Consider the following 16,708-nt stretch of genomic DNA (forward strand, 5'->3'; position numbering starts at 1 on the left):
GCATCACCGGGCTTTATTGCCGCTGGTAAATATTGGGCCTAGCGATATGCCAGACAAAGTTCTGCTGGTTGGTCGGCTCATATTCCACTTTTTGATACAGCCAAGGGACACTGCTGGTCACCAGTATAATACGGCGTAAACGCTGTAATACAGGATGTTTCAACGAACAATTCAACAACCAAACTGCCAACCCGCCCCCCCTCAAATTCTGGCACCACAAAGACGTCACACAAATAACCAAAGATAGAGACCAAAACACAAGCTGTTATCTATTGAGAGACGCACCGTTTCCAAAAAATCCCCTTCGCCCAGCGGGTAGTGGTTAGAAATGCATGAGTAAGGGGCAGACCCAACTCGCTTTTATTGGTGCTGATGATATGAAATTCACCACACTGCCAATCTAAACTCAAGTCCATTCGCTACTTCTATTAAGCCATACTGATGATCATGTTAGATGTGACAACCCGATTGAAATTACTGAATAGCGGGCAAGTTACTTTGTTCTTAAAATAACCAATAGCGTATATACTTTGACCTGATGTCCAGCGGCAATATTTTTACCAAAGATGATGCCACTGTGCGTCACATCGGGTTTTCGCAGCAGGAAATACGCTAACCTAATGAAATCGCAGGCAACATAAGGGGATTACTATGTGGCAAGCCGTTAGCCGTCTGCTCAGTGAGCATCTTGGCAACGCAGAAATCCGCGAAAGGACTGAACTGCCAGGGGGGGAAGTTCATTCTGCATGGCGTGTGAGTTACGGTGACAGCGAGGTGTTTGTGAAATGCAACGTACGCGAAATGTTACCTATATTCACCGCAGAGGCCGATCAGTTAGCATTGCTGGCACGCAGTAAAACCGTGCATGTCCCCGAAGTGTACGGCGTTGGCAGCGATCGCGACTACAGTTTCCTGTTATTAGAGTATCAAGCACTTAAACCATTAGATGCACATAACGCGCACTGTTTGGGCCAGCAATTAGCCCGCCTGCATCAATGGAGTGAGCAACCCCAATTCGGTCTTGATTTCGACAATGACTTGGCAACTACGCCACAACCCAACGCTTGGCAACGCCGCTGGGCTGAATTCTTTGCGGAACAACGTATCGGCTGGCAGCTACAGCTGGCAGCCGAGAAAGGTATGACTTTTGGGGACATCGATGAAATTATCGATCTTGTTTACTTAAGATTGCAAAACCACCAACCACAGCCTTCTCTTTTGCACGGCGACCTCTGGCCTGCCAACTGCGCATTAGCGGCAGAGTCGCCAATCCTGTTTGACCCGGCCTGCTACTGGGGCGATCGAGAGTGCGATTTGGCAATGTTACCGCTCTATCCCAATTTACCTGCTCAAATTTATGATGGCTACCAGAGCATCTGGCCATTAGAGCCAGGTTTTATTGAGCGCCAACCATTGTATCAACTTTACTATATGCTTAATCGCAGCAATCTGTTTGGTGGCCAACATCTGGTCGCAGCACAGCGAGCGGTTGAAATGCTGATGCACCCAGAAAAATGCTAATCAGTAAAATGACTAGGGCGTTGTACGCAGCGCCCCGATAAATTATCGGCAATCAGACTGTACCAGCCATTTGGCCCAATAGTTTGAGCACAAAGTAAGCCACAACGGCAATCATAATCGGTAGGATATACAGCGGAAAGTATTGCAGGAATATTGTATGGTGCGGCAATGAAAGTCGTTCTTCCAACTGCTTGCGTGTCAATCCCTCACTTCCCTTGGCCTTTTCCAGAATCATCTGATCTTCCAACCCTTCGCGGATAAACTTAACCTGGCGTGACATCCTGGCTCCAGAAGCTTGTAATGCCAACCCCACAAAGATCAAAAAATAGATGATGAGAAACATCATGTTAGCGCCACCAAATAAGTTTTTTCCTGCATCAGGTACTGGCGAGTTGTACCAAAAAATATTCAGGAACGGCGTATTGAAACGCACCATATCAACAATGACGTGCACAAAATCCAGCATCACTGTATTAATTCCTTTTGATTTATCACCGTGCTGATACAAGAAGCCCAACAGTGAAACCAACGTTGAGAGTAATGCAGGGATAAAAACAACCCATCCGAAGATACGTTTTAGTATGGCAATACGCCCAGCCTGTTGATACGTCATGCGCTTCCCTTTTAAGTAATATACCGATATCCAAGTACAGTTAGGCTGTAACGAAGCGACTTGGATGAACTTGGTTATCTGCGTTGTTGGCACAAATACTTTGGACCCTGGCTGCGTGAAATAACTGCCACCTACACAGTCCCAGTGCCAAATGACCAGCAGTAAAATAGCCCTAATGGGATAGGTGTCTAAGTCTACCTTCAGTTGACGAAACTCACCCACTGTTTTCTTTTTACAAAACCAGTTAATTTTGCGCCCCTTCTCTCCAAACTACATCGCGAAAGCGTTAAATTGATTAGACTTTAGAATAACCCGTGTTTTGGCAAAATAAGTAAATCGTTAGTAGTACAGGCTCTAGGGTTAAAAATGGTACAGTGAATAAAATTTTCTTTATTGGAGGAGCAGAAGTTAATGGCTTATTTGCAACATATCGACAGTGCTATTTTTGACATGGATGGTTTGTTGATAGATTCCGAACCCCTGTGGTTACAAGCGGAGCTGGATATTTTTGGTGCGTTAGGACTGGATCTGTCGGACCGCAATAAGCTGCCAGATACGCTTGGTCTGCGCATCGATTTGGTCGTTAACATGTGGTACCAGGCAATGCCATGGCAAGGAGTCTCTAAACAAGAAGTGTCTGAGCGAATAATTGAACGTACTCTCGAACTGGTTAAGGAAAAACGTCCACTGTTACCCGGTGTACAACAATCCTTAGAGCTGTGCCGTAGCCTAGACCTGAATATCGGCCTCGCTTCAGCATCTCCTTTACATATGCAACAGCAAGTATTGAAAATGTTTGGTCTGGAAAACTATTTTGATCAGTTGGTTTCAGCAGAATTCTTGCCCTACAGCAAACCACACCCGGAAGTTTATCTGATTGCTGCTGAACGTTTAGGTAGCGAACCACAGCACTGTATTACTCTTGAGGACTCTTTCAACGGTATGATTGCAACCAAGGCTGCACGTATGCGCTCCATTGTTATTCCTGCACAAGCGTACCGTCAGGACCCTCGCTGGGCCCTGGCTGACTATAAGCTTCAGAGTCTTGAGCACTTGAGAGCCATTCATTTGTCCTAAATAGGCGTTCTTAATACCGCGACACATCACGCTTCTGGCAGGTGGGAATGATGAACACCGTGAACCCTCTCTAGGGGCTCGTATCGCGCATCCGCGCTCAACGGCCGGCTAACCTACATCATTCACACCTGTAGCACTATTATGCGCTATTTAGAAATTGCCATTGTGCTATAAAAACCGTACAGCACCAATAAATAAAACTTAGTTTCATTTTAATTGAATTGTTATGTCATTTTAAATATGCTGCCATAATGAAGAAAACTCCAGGCATACTATGGCAATGTCACTGCCACACAGAGCCAAGCGGTTACCTGGTGTTTTCTTCACTAATCTAAACAGCCAGTTCCCTCCTTAACGATTCTCTTTTTTATAAACCTAGACTGTATAGTCCGTATTTTATACAACTCATTGTATCTCTGACATAAAATTGCTTTTCGTTACAGGGTAACTACTTTCATAACTGTGAAAATTACCATATACTGGATAAATCAACAGATTAATATCCAGAGTAGTACACTAATGACCGCGGAAGGACATCTCATTTTCTCAGTTGCTTGCGCGATCTTCGCCAAGAAAGCAGAGGTGACACCTGAACTCACCACTGGCGACTGGTGGCATATCATTCCTGCAGCAATTCTTACCTCATTGTTACCCGACATAGACCATCCAAAATCCGTATTAGGTCAGCGCTTGCGTTGGATAGCCGTACCGGTATCACGTGCTTTTGGCCATCGTGGATTCACTCATAGCCTGCTGGCCATAGCCGGTGGCATGATGCTATTTCAGCTAGACGTGCCGCGCAGTTGGCCAATACCTGCTGATGTACTACACGCCATGATCGTAGGTTACTTCAGCCATCTTTTGGCCGACATGCTCACTCCTGCGGGAGTCCCACTATTGTGGCCCTGTCGTTGGCGTTTCTGCATACCATTATTACATTCACAAAAAAGTAACCAGATGGAGCGTCTGCTGTGCCTGTGCCTGGTTGCGTTTGCCATCTATTGGCAAGGCGGCTATACCTTGCCCGTACACTCCTATCTCGAACAAATAAAAAATATTCGACTGTGATCACAAAAAAATGTTGATTTATTACTCTTTAAGTCGATTTTTTGAACAAAACCGCAAAGAAAATTATATTAAATTCCATTTGGTTATAAATGAGCTTTACAGCAAACTGTTACGATATTTACATCGCTACGCATGAATGAGTAGCTCATTGACTAAAAGAAAAAGATTGGAGAAATGGGTATGAATCTACCGCTCGTATTAAACGTGGTGGTTTTTATTGCCCTCCTTTTGCTGCTGGCGCAAACCCGCCGTAAGCAATGGAGTCTGGCAAAGAAAGTGTTAGTAGGATTGGTGATTGGTGTGGTGTTTGGCTTAGCACTGCAGTTGATTTATGGCGCAGATAATCCGATTCTAAAAACATCCATCAGTTGGTTTAACATCGTCGGTAATGGCTATGTACAACTGCTGCAAATGATTGTCATGCCGTTGGTTTTCGTTTCCATCCTGAGCGCAGTAGCCAAGCTGCATACGGCCTCCTCATTAGGCAAAATAAGTTTTTTAACTATTGGTACTCTGCTCTTCACTACACTAATCGCTGCACTTGTGGGCATTCTGGTCACTAACCTGTTTGGGTTAACGGCACATGGTTTAGTTCAAGGTACACAGGAAACAGCACGATTATCAGCGATTGAAAGCAACTACGTGGGCAAGGTTGCAGATCTCAGCGTCCCGCAATTGGTGCTGTCATTTATTCCCAAAAACCCATTTGCCGATTTAACCGGGGCTAATCCAACATCTATCATCAGCGTTGTCATTTTCGCTGCCTTCCTCGGGGTTGCATCACTGCAACTGCTCAAAGATGAGCACGATAAAGGCCAGCGTGTATTAGCCGCTATTGATACCCTACAAGCTTGGGTAATGAAGTTGGTACGTCTGGTAATGAAACTGACCCCATACGGTGTACTGGCTTTAATGGCGAAGGTCGTTGCGGGTTCTAATATTAGCGACATCCTCAAGCTTGGCGGCTTTGTTATTGCCTCGTATCTCGGTCTGGCAGTTATGTTCGTCGTTCATGCCATTGTATTGAGTATTGTCGGGGTTAACCCTCTGAAATTTTTCCGCAAAGTTTTGCCTGTGCTAACTTTTGCTTTTACCAGCCGTTCCAGCGCTGCCAGTATTCCATTGAACGTTGAAGCACAAACTCGCCGTCTGGGCGTACCAGAATCCATCGCTAGCTTTTCTGCATCATTTGGTGCCACTATCGGCCAAAATGGCTGTGCGGGCCTTTATCCGGCAATGTTGGCAGTGATGGTTGCACCGACAGTAGGCATCAATCCACTAGACCCCATTTGGATCGCCACCCTGGTTGGAATTGTAACCATCAGTTCCGCAGGGGTTGCTGGTGTCGGCGGTGGCGCAACTTTCGCAGCGCTGATCGTTCTTCCTGCAATGGGACTGCCCGTTACTTTGGTTGCTCTGCTAATTTCTGTTGAACCATTAATCGATATGGGCCGTACGGCATTGAACGTCAGTGGGTCAATGACAGCGGGTACGGTTACCAGCCAATTAATGAAGCAGACCGATAAAACCATTATGAATGGCGATGACGAAGTCGACTTGGCACAGCATTGATTTAGTCAGAGTACGGCCACGTACTCTGACTTTTAGCGCAATCTGAACCCGTGGTATTACTATATCCCCCACCCTGTGAACACGACACAAACAGGGTGTTTTAGTTTAAAAGCACGACGCAAAAAGATTATGTCCACCGGCAAAGACATTTATTCCGTACCCAGATAGCGCGTATTATTGGCTAAAACGGGTAGTCGTGATAACCCATCTGCTCCGAGATCAGACGTGCAGCAGTATGCAACTGCGCGACGTATCCTTCTTTAGCTTCTTCAGAGAAACGGATTGTTGGGAAGGAAATACTTAAACCAGCAATGACGACACCAAAGCGGTCAAACACAGGCACGCCAATACAGCGTAATCCCTCTTCTTGTTCTTCGATATCTTCACCAAATCCTTGTTCACGTACTTTATCTAAGACTGGCATTAACTCAGCAGCACTGGTGAATGTATGCGGCGTGCTGCGCGTAAATTCGACATGAGAAAGGATTTCATTAACTTCGTCACGATCACGCCACGCCAATAGCACTTTACCGATAGCAGTACTGTGCAATGGGTTACGCCGTCCGATGCGCGAATACATACGCAAATTGTACATTGAATCGATTTTGTGGATATAGACGATACTATCTTCGTCTAGTGCCCCTAGGTGAATTGTCTCGCGCGTCTGATTTGATAGTTCACGCATCTGAATATCAGCACTACGAATCAAATCCACGTTTTGCAGTGACTTAGCTCCAAGCTCAAACAGCTTTAGAGTGAGAGAATATTTTTCCGATTCTCCTTCCTGAGAGACATATCCAAGAGACTTCATCGTTTGGAGAAAGCGATATACTGTACTTTTAGACATCATAACTCGTTGGGAAAGCTCGGTAATGCCGATCTCACGTTCATCGCCCAGTGCCTGCAGAATGCCAAACACTTTCAATACGGATGAAACCGAGTCCGGTTGCTTGTCTAGATCTGCGTTAGCCATGGTAACTACCTTACTCAACTATACCCTCCAGTTTTCAATTTACAGAAATGGAGTCTTCGGCCTACAAAACCACATAACTCATTGAGTTAACCCACTCCCTGGACTCGCTTCGTTATCAACCGCCTGTATACTGAAATCTATTAGGTATATTTTTGTTTTAGGAAATTTGAACAATGGTTTCAGTATAATCGGAACGTTTCATTTCGTGCAATGGAAGTTACGTAATAATTGCTCTTTATGAATTAACTAACTCCATGCAACCTACCTTTTCATGCTGGGCTCATAAACTGCAGATGCATTCAGCAACAAATATGATTAGCATGTTAATATTCCCTTTAATAAATACCTCCACTATGACACACCCTTGTTCCGACGGTTTACCTCTCCCGCAACGTTATGGGGCAATCCTTGCTATCGCACTGGGAATTGCCGTTTCAGTGCTTGATGGAGCTATTGCCAACAATTGCTCACGACCTGTAAGCAAGCCCGGCAAGTTCGATTTGGATTGTTAACGCCTACCAGTTAGCTGTCACAATTTCATTACTTTCTTTGGCCTTGTTGGCTATCGTCGGATTTATCTGGCCGGGTTAGTAATTTTCGCCTTATCTATGGGTACTTCAATTTGCTCCTTTACCGCCCAAATGTTGGCAATGGTATCGCTGCCATTTTTCTTACAAAGTGCATTGGGTCGTGACGAAGTGGCAACAGGTCTACTGTTAACTGCCTGGCCACTGGCGATCATCATAGTGGCACCGATTGCAGGCCGATTGGTGGAGCATATTCACGCTGGGCTACTTGGAGGAATTGGTCTGACGACCTTCGCACTCGGTCTGTTTTTGTTGGTGCTACTGCCTGATGACCCAACAAATCTGGATATCATTTGGCGTATGATCGTTTGCGGAGTTGGGTTCGGGTTATTCAAATCGCCCAATAACCACACTATTATCTCTGCCGCACCTCGCCACCGCAGCGGGGGGAACGAGTGGCATGCTTGGAACAGCACGCCTGTTAGGGCAAACTTCTGGTGCAGCCTTGGTATTTAACCTGTTTCCCACAAGCGGTACACATGCATCGCTGGTGCTGGCGGGAGTTTTTGCCTGTGCTGCCGCAGTGGTGAGTTATTTTCGTGTTACACAAGCGCGTACAGCAGACTAGCAATAAATAATGAGTTCGATACATAAACTGCACCTTAATCAGTCAACCCTCAACTTTTGGGGTACAGTTTAAACCGTCAACTACTTCAAGTACTGTCCAGAACGCAACGCTTCTATACGCTTATCAAGCGGTGGATGTGACATAAACAGTTCGCTAAAGGACTTGGATTTCCCATTAATGCAAAACGCCATCATGCTACCTGTTTCCTGCGGTTCGTAACTAGTTTTCAAGCGTTGCAGGGCGGCAATCATCTTCTCACGTCCAACCAGTTTCGCTGAACCCGCATCTGCATGAAATTCGCGATGGCGTGAAAACCACATGGTGATAATACTGGCCAGAATACCAAACACCAGTTCTAGAACCATCGACACGCCGAAATAGATCATCGGATTGCCATTGCCTTCACCTTCCCCATCGCGGTTCCCTAAGATACCCGCAGCCACCTGCGCAATGAGACGCGAAATAAAGATCACAAAGGTATTCACTACTCCTTGGATCAACGTCATAGTGACCATATCACCATTAGCTATATGACTGATTTCATGTGCAATAACGGCTTCAGCCTCATCGCGACTCATGCTTTGTAGCAAACCGGTGCTCACGGCGACCAGTGAAGCATTGCGGCGAGCTCCGGTTGCAAAGGCGTTAATATCAGGAGCATGATAGATAGCAACCTGCGGCATAGCAATGCCAGCCTGCTGCGACTGATTACGTACCGTTTGCAACAGCCAGTTTTCAGTTTCGTTACGGGGTTGTTCAATGACTTCGCCTCCCACCGAGCGCAACGCCATCCATTTGGACATCAGCAACGAGACGAACGCACCGCCAAAACCGAACAGGCCAGCCATAATCATCAGGCCCTGCACGCTACTGGATTGGATACCTGTCAGGCTGAGTACCAGCCCAAAAACCAACATCACCGCCAGGTTGGTAATCAGGAACAGACCTATACGCATCATAAAATATTTACTTCCTCATTAATGTTAATAAAGAGCCGCTTGATATACGCAGATCGTATGGGTAGTTGTCACAATTTCAAGCATTGCATGCTATTAACCCACTAAAAATACGAAACTTTACAAAATCAACAACGAGCCGTAGCTTTACAAATTGTAATTGATCGTTGCGTAAAAGAGCGAGATTTTACAAAGATTATTTCTAGTGGATATTCAAGCATTAAAAAAGCGCACCCTAAGGCGCGCCTTGTTTTATCAAAATCCCGCGTTATTTAACCGCAGACGTTTGTTGCGATGGTTGCTGCTTCTCAATGTTAGCAAGATCCAGTGCGATTTTGACTGTCTCGTCAAGATACGGATCTGGTTCTTTGTAATCCTTTGGAACATCATCAAGAGATTTCAGAGGCTTTTTCCCTTCGCGCTGCAAGCGTTCATTGATACGTTTCAGACGCGTCGCATCATCATCATGGTTCTCTTTCTCTCGTATCGCCAAATTGAGAGAAACGATATTACGTTTTTCCTTCAGTTCTTTATAGTGCGCAATATTTTGAACGATATATTGAAACTCCGGATCTATAGCAATGCGTTGCTCATGTGCCTTCAGCAACTCCGCTTCAAACGGCTTTAAATTACCCGTTTTGGTATAGGCAGCCGCATTGACACTATCCCAAGGCATTGCGTTATCTTCAAAGCTTTCTCCCGTTTCCTCCGGATCGATACTGCTTGGCATCAGAATATCGGGAGTGACCCCCTTACGTTGGGTACTGCCTCCATCAACACGGTAAAACTTCTGGATGGTGTACTGTACAGAGCCCAAAGCAGGCCATTCAGGGCGCAGCATTTGATCGTAAATACGGTTTAGCGAGCGATATTGCTGCACGGTACCTTTGCCGAAGGTCGGCTCACCTACGATCAACGCACGGCCATAATCCTGCATTGCCGCAGCGAAAATCTCAGACGCAGAAGCACTCAGACGGTCGACCAGAACCACTAGCGGACCTTTGTAATAAACAACGCCATCGGTATCAGCATCTTCACGGATCTTGCCGTTGTTATCACGCACCTGTACAACAGGACCACTTGGAATAAACAGACCAGAAAGTGATACTGCTTCGGTCAGCGCACCGCCACCATTAGCGCGCAGGTCAATAATCAGGCCGTCTACATTTTGCTTGGCCATCTTTTGTAGCTGGACTTTAACATCATCGGTCAAGCCAACATAGAAACCAGGAATATCGAGCACCGCAACCTTCTGATTACCAATGGTCTTGATGGTCATTTTCACCGCACGATCTTCAAGGCGGATACGTTCACGCGTCAGCGTAACGATACGGGTTTTCGTGCCCTTGCCCACAGGCAGGATCTCCAGACGAACCTTACTACCTTTGGGCCCTTTTATAAGCGATACGACATCGTCCAGACGCCAGCCAATCACATCAACCATTGGTTTGCCCGCCTGGGCAACACCAACAATACGGTCACCGACAGAGATAGCCTTACTCTTGGTTGCGGGGCCACCCGGAACCAACGAGTTTATTACCGTATAGTCATCTTCCATTTGCAATACCGCACCGATCCCTTCAAGAGAGAGACTCATTTCAGTATTGAACTGTTCGGTATTTCGCGGTGACAGGTAATTGGTGTGTGGGTCTATCTCATGCGCAAAAGCGGTCATGATCAGAGAGAAAACGTCTTCACTGTTGGTTTGCGCAAGGCGCTTGATGGCTGATTGATAACGTTTAGTCAGCGTTTCACGAATTTCTTTATCCGTTTTGCCGGTCAGCTTGAGGTTCAGCTGATCATATTTGACCTTGGCATTCCAAAGCTGATCCAGCTCAGCCTTATCTTTAACCCACGGGGCTTTACTGCGGTCCAAGTCAATGGTGTCAGTACCGGTAAAATCCATCGGTTTTTCCAGTAATGACAATGCATATTGATAACGCTCAAAACGGCGCTTCTGTGCCAAGTTGAACAATGCATAAGGAGTATCAAGCTTACCGGATTTCAGTTCTTCACCTAACGTATGCCGTCTATCGGCAAATTGGGCAACGTCTGAGGCCAATAATACGTTATGGCTATAGTCCAGCATATTCAGGTAACGATCAAAAATTTTGCCTGAAAAATCAGCATCCAGGTTAAACTGACGGTAATGAGAACGCGTGAAACGCGAAGTTACACGCTCACTTACGGTTGTATGCTGCGGTTCCTGTGAAAGCTGGGGCAATTGATCGATACGGATGTTGGCTGTATCTACACCATAACTGACTCCCGCCCACAGCAGTATTGCAACTGCCGTTAATCTAATAAATTTGTTCATGCCTTGGTTGGCCTCCGTATCAGAACTGCAAGTGTTCTGCGCGCACAATCATCGCCAGACCGGAAGAAAGCTGTACACGTACGCCATCTTTAGCGATTTCGAGTACGGTTGCATCCATTGCACTCTTACCTGCTCTGACTTTAATTCCTTGGCCAATTTGCAGTTTAGAGATATCAGTGACTGGCACATGACGCGGCTGGCTCTCCTCTTTTTTTACAGCACGAGGTTCACGAGCTTGTGGTGGGCGAGTTTGTGGACGTGGTTTGCGGTTTTCTGAAGATGGCGCACCTTCACGACGAACGGCTGGTTTTTTACCGGCAGGACGCGGACGACGAGGCTCAGCAACGGCAGATACACCCGCAGCCTCACGTTTTTTAGCGTTTTGCTCGGCACGCTGAGCCTGCACACGCGCTTTCGCTTCTTCAAGCTGCTGGCGAGCATGATCGACATGCTGCTGTTCCAGCTCACCGCAAGGGTTTCCATCAAGGTCAACACGCTGTGCACCGACCTTAACACCGTAAAGGTAGCGCCAGCTTGAAGTGTATAAACGCAAAGCAGAACGTAACTGCGTTTTACTGAGGTTCTCTTCCTCTTGCAAACGTTCTACTAGATCCTGAAAAATACCAATTTTCAGGGGACGCGCTTCGCCTTCGGCGCTAAAGCAGAGAGGGAAACGCTCTGCTAGAAAAGCAATGATTTCTTTAACTGAGTTCAACTTGTGTTGATTTTCCATGAAATTTCCTGATTACAACGGGTTGCCAACAAGCCGCAGGCATGAACAGGCGTCATTATAATGACGCTATCGCTAAATACCACGTTAACCGTATGCTACAGTACCGTATTTCGCACAACCGCACAGTGCCAACTGCCCGCAAAGCCCCGCTACCACTGATTTCAGGCCAATTTCGTCCTGTTCATCAAAACGTTGATAAACGGTGCTGTCAATATCCAAAACACCGATAACTTGGCCATTAACCTCTAACGGCAACACAATTTCTGCATTGCTGGCAGCATCGCAAGCGATATGGCCGGGAAAAGCGTGCACATCAGCAACACGTTGCACCCGTTTTTCCGCTACAGCGGTACCACACACACCTTTGCCTACAGGAATACGCACACAGGCAACCTTACCCTGAAACGGACCAAGTATCAGTTGATTATCATCTATCAGGTAGAACCCCACCCAATTAACGTTACTCAAACGTTCATTGAGAAGCGCGCTAGCGTTAGCCAAAGCAGCGATAAAATGGGTTTCCCCCTCAAGCAGCGCCTGCAAATCACGTTTTAATTCCGCGTAGAATTGTTTTCTAGTCATCTATTAACCGTTCTTACTATTGGATAGCCCAAACTTGACCCGTATAAAATAAGCATTAAATGCCTATACCCACAAGGTGAATCATCTGTTGCTTCACAAAACAGTACCTCACGCGGTATGTTTGCCCTCTTAAAAGCATTTTTAACCGGCGGTGTCAGCCGCATAAAGACTAAGAAAATCTTTACCTTTAATGATACCAAGTAAACCCAAGGTGCAAATAGCATTCCATGATGAAGATAAACGCCATTACAGGCCCGTTATCCAAAGCACGCTATCAACGCTGTTGCGAATGTGACTTGTTGTTTACTCTGCCTCCCCTTAGCAGAAAGCAAGCCGCCTACTGCCCACGCTGCAATGCCAAAGTGGTACTTGGCCGTGACTGGTCAATGACACGCCTGACAGCAATGGCTGTCGCCATGTTATTGCTTATGCCATTTGCTTTCGCCGGCCCCTTAATCAATATCAGGCTACTTGGCACCAATATTAGCGCAAGTCTGCTAGAAGGGATCTGGCAAATGAGCCATCAAGGGGAGCCAATAACCGCCAGTATGGTGGCATTTTGCACTATGGGGGCACCACTAACGCTGGCGTTATCGTTGTTATATCTGCGATTAGGTCATGCATTAGGTATGAACCTTCGGCCAGTGTTGCTGATGCTAGAACGCCTCAAAGAGTGGGTAATGCTGGATATCTATTTGATCGGCATGGCTGTTGCGACAATCAAAATTAATGAATACGCATATATTCAAGCAGGCAACGCGATGATTGCCTATCTGGCGCTTACTCTGCTTAGCATTCTGACATTGATCCATTTGAATTTAGAGCAACTGTGGGAACGCTACTATTCCCAGGAGCAATCCAGTGGTTGTTCAGAAGCGTTGACCGCCTGCCTTGCATGCCATTTTACCGGTTTCCCGGACCAACGCGGGCGTTGCCCCCGCTGCCATGTTCCGATACATCACCGCCAACCTCATAGTCTGCAAAAAACCTGGGCTGCACTGATAGCCGCAATGGTACTACTGTTCCCCGCCAATCTGCTGCCCATCTCGATTATTTATGCCAATGGTGCCCGCCTGCAGGATACTATTTTCTCTGGCGTGGTGTCTTTGGCTACCTCAGGTAATATACCGATAGCAGCCATCGTGTTTATCGCCAGCGTTTTGGTGCCATTCACCAAGGTGATCGTACTATTGATGATTCTGCTCAGCATTCATTTCAAAACGTCACACAGTCTAAAAACACGCATTCGATTGTTGCGTCTGGTAGCCTGGGTTGGTCGTTGGTCAATGCTTGATCTGTTTGTTATTTCGTTAATGATGTCGCTCGTCAACCGTGACCAGCTGTTATCTTTCACTATGGGAGCTGCCGCTTTTTACTTTGGCTCTGCGGTTATTTTGACTATCCTTGCCGTTAAATGGCTAGACAGCCGATTGATTTGGGATGCACATGCAACAGGAAACGCCAAGTACGCCGACTGAGGCTCGAATCACAAGCAAACGCCGTATTTCTCCATTCTGGTTATTGCCGTTTATCGCCTTGTTGATAGCGGGCTGGCTGGTCTACAACAATTTCGAGGAGCGCGGCACGACTATTACTATCGACTTCAAATCAGCGGCCGGTATCGTTGCTGGCAGAACGCCAGTCCGCTATCAGGGGGTCGATGTCGGTACTGTGCAAAGCATTTCGTTGAGTAAAGATCTACGCAACATCGTCGTTGAAGCTAGCATCAAAAACGATCTTGAAGATGCATTGCGTGAAGGAACGCAATTTTGGCTCGTCACACCAAAAGCCTCACTGGCCGGTGTTTCCGGCCTCGACGCGCTGGTAGGTGGCAATTATATTGGCATGATGCCTGGCCCGGGTAAACCTCAAGACCATTTCACGGCATTGGATACCCAGCCAAGATATCGCCTGGATACTGGCGAGCTGATGCTCCACCTGCATGCCAACGATCTTGGTTCACTGAATTCCGGTTCGTTAGTTTATTACCGCAAAATTCCGATTGGTAAAGTGTATGACTACACGATTTCTGAAGGAAACGATGGCGTAACTATTGATGTTTTGATCGAACACCGTTTCGCCAATCTAGTGAAAGAAAGTAGCCGTTTCTGGAACGTCTCAGGTTTTAAAGGCGACTTCAGCCTCTCAGGGGCGTCAATACAGATGGAAAGTCTGGCAGCACTGGTTAATGGCGCAATAGCCCTAGACTCCCCGGCCGATGGCAAACAGGCCAAAGCCAACCAAAACTTTACTCTTTACCCCGATCTGGCCCGTAGCCAACGAGGAGTCAACGTTACCTTGGAGCTTCCCAGCGGTAACAACCTCAGTGAGGGCCGAACCCCACTCATTTATCAGGGATTACAAGTGGGTACTCTCACGCGTCTGACTTTACAACCGGACAGTAAAGTCACGGGCGAACTGACCATTGACCCTTCTATTGTCGACTTAATGCGTAGCGGTACTCGCATTGAGATGCACAGCCCCAAAATCAGCCTCAGTGACGCAAAACTCAGCCGGTTGTTGACCGGTAATACGCTAGAGCTGGTGCCTGGCGAAGGTAAACCGCAACACCATTTTATCGTTCTCGACAGCAACAGAACGTTGCTGCAGCAGCCGGGGGTTCTGACAATCACTTTACATGCCCCACAAAGTTATGGCATTGACGCTGGCCAACCGCTGATTGTACACGGCATCAACGTCGGACAGGTTTTGACACGAAAGTTAACAGATGATGGCGTGATGTTTACGGTAGCGATTGAGTCGCAGTATCGGCATTTAGTGCATCAAGACAGTAAATTCGTGGTCAACAGCCGTTTGGACGTCAAATTTGGGCTGGATGGCGTACGAGTATTGGGTGCCAGCGCACAAGAATGGCTTGACGGCGGCGTGCGCATTATCCCCGGTAACTCAGGAGGCGTCCCAGCTCCGTATTATCCTCTTTACAGTAACCTGGAAAATGCCGAAAACGGTATTGTTGACAGTACACCGAAACCGACGCTAACGCTTAAGGCAAGTAGCTTGCCCGACGTGCAGACAGGCTCGGTTATATTATACCGTAAGTTCCAGGTCGGTGAGATTATCAGCGTGCGGCCTAAAGCCAACGAATTCGAAGTTGATGTCTATATCAATCCGCAATACCGAAATTTGCTGACCAATGAAAGCATTTTCTGGGCTGAGGGTGGAGCCAAAATCCAATTGAACGGCAGTGGTATTGCCGTTCAGGCTTCACCTCTCAACCGCGCATTGAAAGGTGCGATCAGTTTTGACAATTTACAGGGCGTCAAGCTGGAAAAAGGGACGAAACGCGTACTTTATGCTTCTGAAACTGCTGCGCGTGCCGTGGGCAGTCAGATTACCTTGCGCACATTTGATGCCAGTAAACTGTCTCAAGGTATGCCACTGCGGTATCTTGGCATTGATATCGGCCAGGTCGAGTCACTCAAGTTAGCTCATGAACAAAGCGAAGTCTTGGCCACAGCCGTGCTTTATCCTGAGTTTGTTCGAACCTTCGCGCGTTTTGGCAGCCGTTTCTCTATTGTCTCACCCGAAATATCGGCCACTGGAGTCAACAACCTTGAGACTCTACTGCAACCCTATATCAATGCGGAACCCGGTCATGGCCGCCCTTCGCGCACATTTGAATTGCAAGAAGCAAGCATCTCTGATTCACGTTATCAGGATGGTTTGGGCGTCATACTGGATGCGACAGATACAGGTTCACTGCAAATCGGTACGCCAGTATTTTTCCGTGGTTTAGAAGTCGGAACCGTTACAGGTTTCTCACTAGGGGAAATGTCGGATCGCGTTCACGTTAAACTACGTATCAGCAAGAAGTTCCAGCATCTGGTTCGCAACAACACTATATTCTGGCAGGCGTCAGGCTACAACCTGCAGTTCGGTCTGACAGGGGGGGTGCTCAAAAGCGGCACCTTCCAACAGTTTATTCGCGGTGGTATTGCCTTTGCCACTCCTCCTAGCATTCCATTGGCGCCCAAAGCAACACCAAATAAACACTTTCGGCTAAACGCAGAAGAGCCAAAAGACTGGCGTGAATGGGGAACCGCGATCCCTAAAAACTAGGCTGTGCTGTTTTAATGACTTACCATCCGTAGGGTTCGAAATATAGCAAACCCTACGGATG

The 16,708-nt window shown here is 47.0% G+C and carries 12 protein-coding genes and 2 pseudogenes; 7 read left to right on the plus strand and 7 right to left on the minus strand.

Annotated elements, in window-relative coordinates; translation table 11 throughout:
* Positions 1–13: 13 nt before the first annotated feature.
* Positions 14–416: pseudogene (locus OK023_RS09320) on the minus strand (N-acetyltransferase).
* A 235-nt stretch (positions 417–651) separates the two neighbouring features.
* On the opposite strand from OK023_RS09320, the gene OK023_RS09325 reads away from it, so the two are divergent.
* Positions 652–1,521, plus strand: coding sequence for a fructosamine kinase family protein (locus OK023_RS09325; protein ID WP_317697301.1), 870 nt, complete (start codon positions 652–654; stop codon positions 1,519–1,521).
* A gap of 52 nt (positions 1,522–1,573) precedes the next feature.
* Here the strand turns inward: OK023_RS09325 and OK023_RS09330 are convergent, their stop codons facing one another.
* On the minus strand, positions 1,574–2,134 hold the full coding sequence (locus tag OK023_RS09330) for a YniB family protein (protein WP_317697302.1): 561 nt from the start codon (positions 2,132–2,134) through the stop codon (positions 1,574–1,576).
* A 411-nt stretch (positions 2,135–2,545) separates the two neighbouring features.
* Between OK023_RS09330 and hxpB the strand changes: the two genes are divergently transcribed.
* From hxpB to OK023_RS09345, 3 genes are all read left to right on the plus strand, one after another.
* Positions 2,546–3,211: a hexitol phosphatase HxpB gene (gene hxpB, locus OK023_RS09335; RefSeq protein ID WP_317697304.1), complete on the plus strand. Its 666-nt coding sequence runs from the start codon at positions 2,546–2,548 to the stop codon at positions 3,209–3,211.
* A gap of 519 nt (positions 3,212–3,730) precedes the next feature.
* Positions 3,731–4,279 (plus strand): metal-dependent hydrolase, encoded by a 549-nt coding sequence (locus OK023_RS09340; protein WP_317697307.1) that lies wholly within the window; start codon positions 3,731–3,733, stop codon positions 4,277–4,279.
* A gap of 180 nt (positions 4,280–4,459) precedes the next feature.
* Positions 4,460–5,851 (plus strand): L-cystine transporter, encoded by a 1,392-nt coding sequence (locus OK023_RS09345; RefSeq protein ID WP_317697310.1) that lies wholly within the window; start codon positions 4,460–4,462, stop codon positions 5,849–5,851.
* Positions 5,852–6,032: 181 nt separating this feature from the next.
* On the opposite strand, the gene kdgR is transcribed toward OK023_RS09345, so the two are convergent.
* Positions 6,033–6,824 carry a DNA-binding transcriptional regulator KdgR gene (gene kdgR, locus OK023_RS09350; RefSeq protein WP_317697313.1) on the minus strand — a complete coding sequence of 264 codons (792 nt, stop codon included), beginning with the start codon at positions 6,822–6,824 and terminating at the stop codon, positions 6,033–6,035.
* A gap of 353 nt (positions 6,825–7,177) precedes the next feature.
* Here kdgR and OK023_RS09355 point away from each other — a divergent pair.
* Positions 7,178–7,979, plus strand: a pseudogene (locus OK023_RS09355) (MFS transporter).
* An 80-nt stretch (positions 7,980–8,059) separates the two neighbouring features.
* Here the strand turns inward: OK023_RS09355 and htpX are convergent.
* The 4 genes from htpX to OK023_RS09375 form a co-directional block, all read right to left on the minus strand.
* Positions 8,060–8,938, minus strand: coding sequence for a protease HtpX (htpX, locus tag OK023_RS09360; RefSeq protein WP_317697315.1), 879 nt, complete (start codon positions 8,936–8,938; stop codon positions 8,060–8,062).
* Between the two features lie 265 nt (positions 8,939–9,203).
* A complete protein-coding gene (gene prc / locus OK023_RS09365) occupies positions 9,204–11,252 on the minus strand; it encodes a carboxy terminal-processing peptidase (RefSeq protein ID WP_317697317.1) in 2,049 nt (682 codons plus the stop codon).
* Between the two features lie 19 nt (positions 11,253–11,271).
* Positions 11,272–11,985: an RNA chaperone ProQ gene (gene proQ / locus OK023_RS09370; RefSeq protein ID WP_317697319.1), complete on the minus strand. Its 714-nt coding sequence runs from the start codon at positions 11,983–11,985 to the stop codon at positions 11,272–11,274.
* 84 nt (positions 11,986–12,069) lie between these two features.
* Positions 12,070–12,567, minus strand: coding sequence for a GAF domain-containing protein (locus tag OK023_RS09375; RefSeq protein WP_317697323.1), 498 nt, complete (start codon positions 12,565–12,567; stop codon positions 12,070–12,072).
* Between the two features lie 230 nt (positions 12,568–12,797).
* Between OK023_RS09375 and yebS the strand changes: the two genes are divergently transcribed.
* Together yebS and OK023_RS09385 are read left to right on the plus strand one after the other, a co-directional pair.
* On the plus strand, positions 12,798–14,045 hold the full coding sequence (gene yebS, locus OK023_RS09380) for a membrane integrity lipid transport subunit YebS (protein WP_317697616.1): 1,248 nt from the start codon (positions 12,798–12,800) through the stop codon (positions 14,043–14,045).
* Positions 14,014–16,647, plus strand: a complete 2,634-nt coding sequence (locus tag OK023_RS09385; RefSeq protein ID WP_317697326.1) for a PqiB family protein — start codon at positions 14,014–14,016, stop codon at positions 16,645–16,647. Before yebS ends, OK023_RS09385 begins: the two co-directional genes overlap by 32 nt.
* Positions 16,648–16,708 lie beyond the last annotated feature (61 nt).

Origin of the sequence: Serratia sp. UGAL515B_01 (assembly GCF_033095805.1) — a bacterium.
Classification (GTDB): domain Bacteria; phylum Pseudomonadota; class Gammaproteobacteria; order Enterobacterales; family Enterobacteriaceae; genus Chania.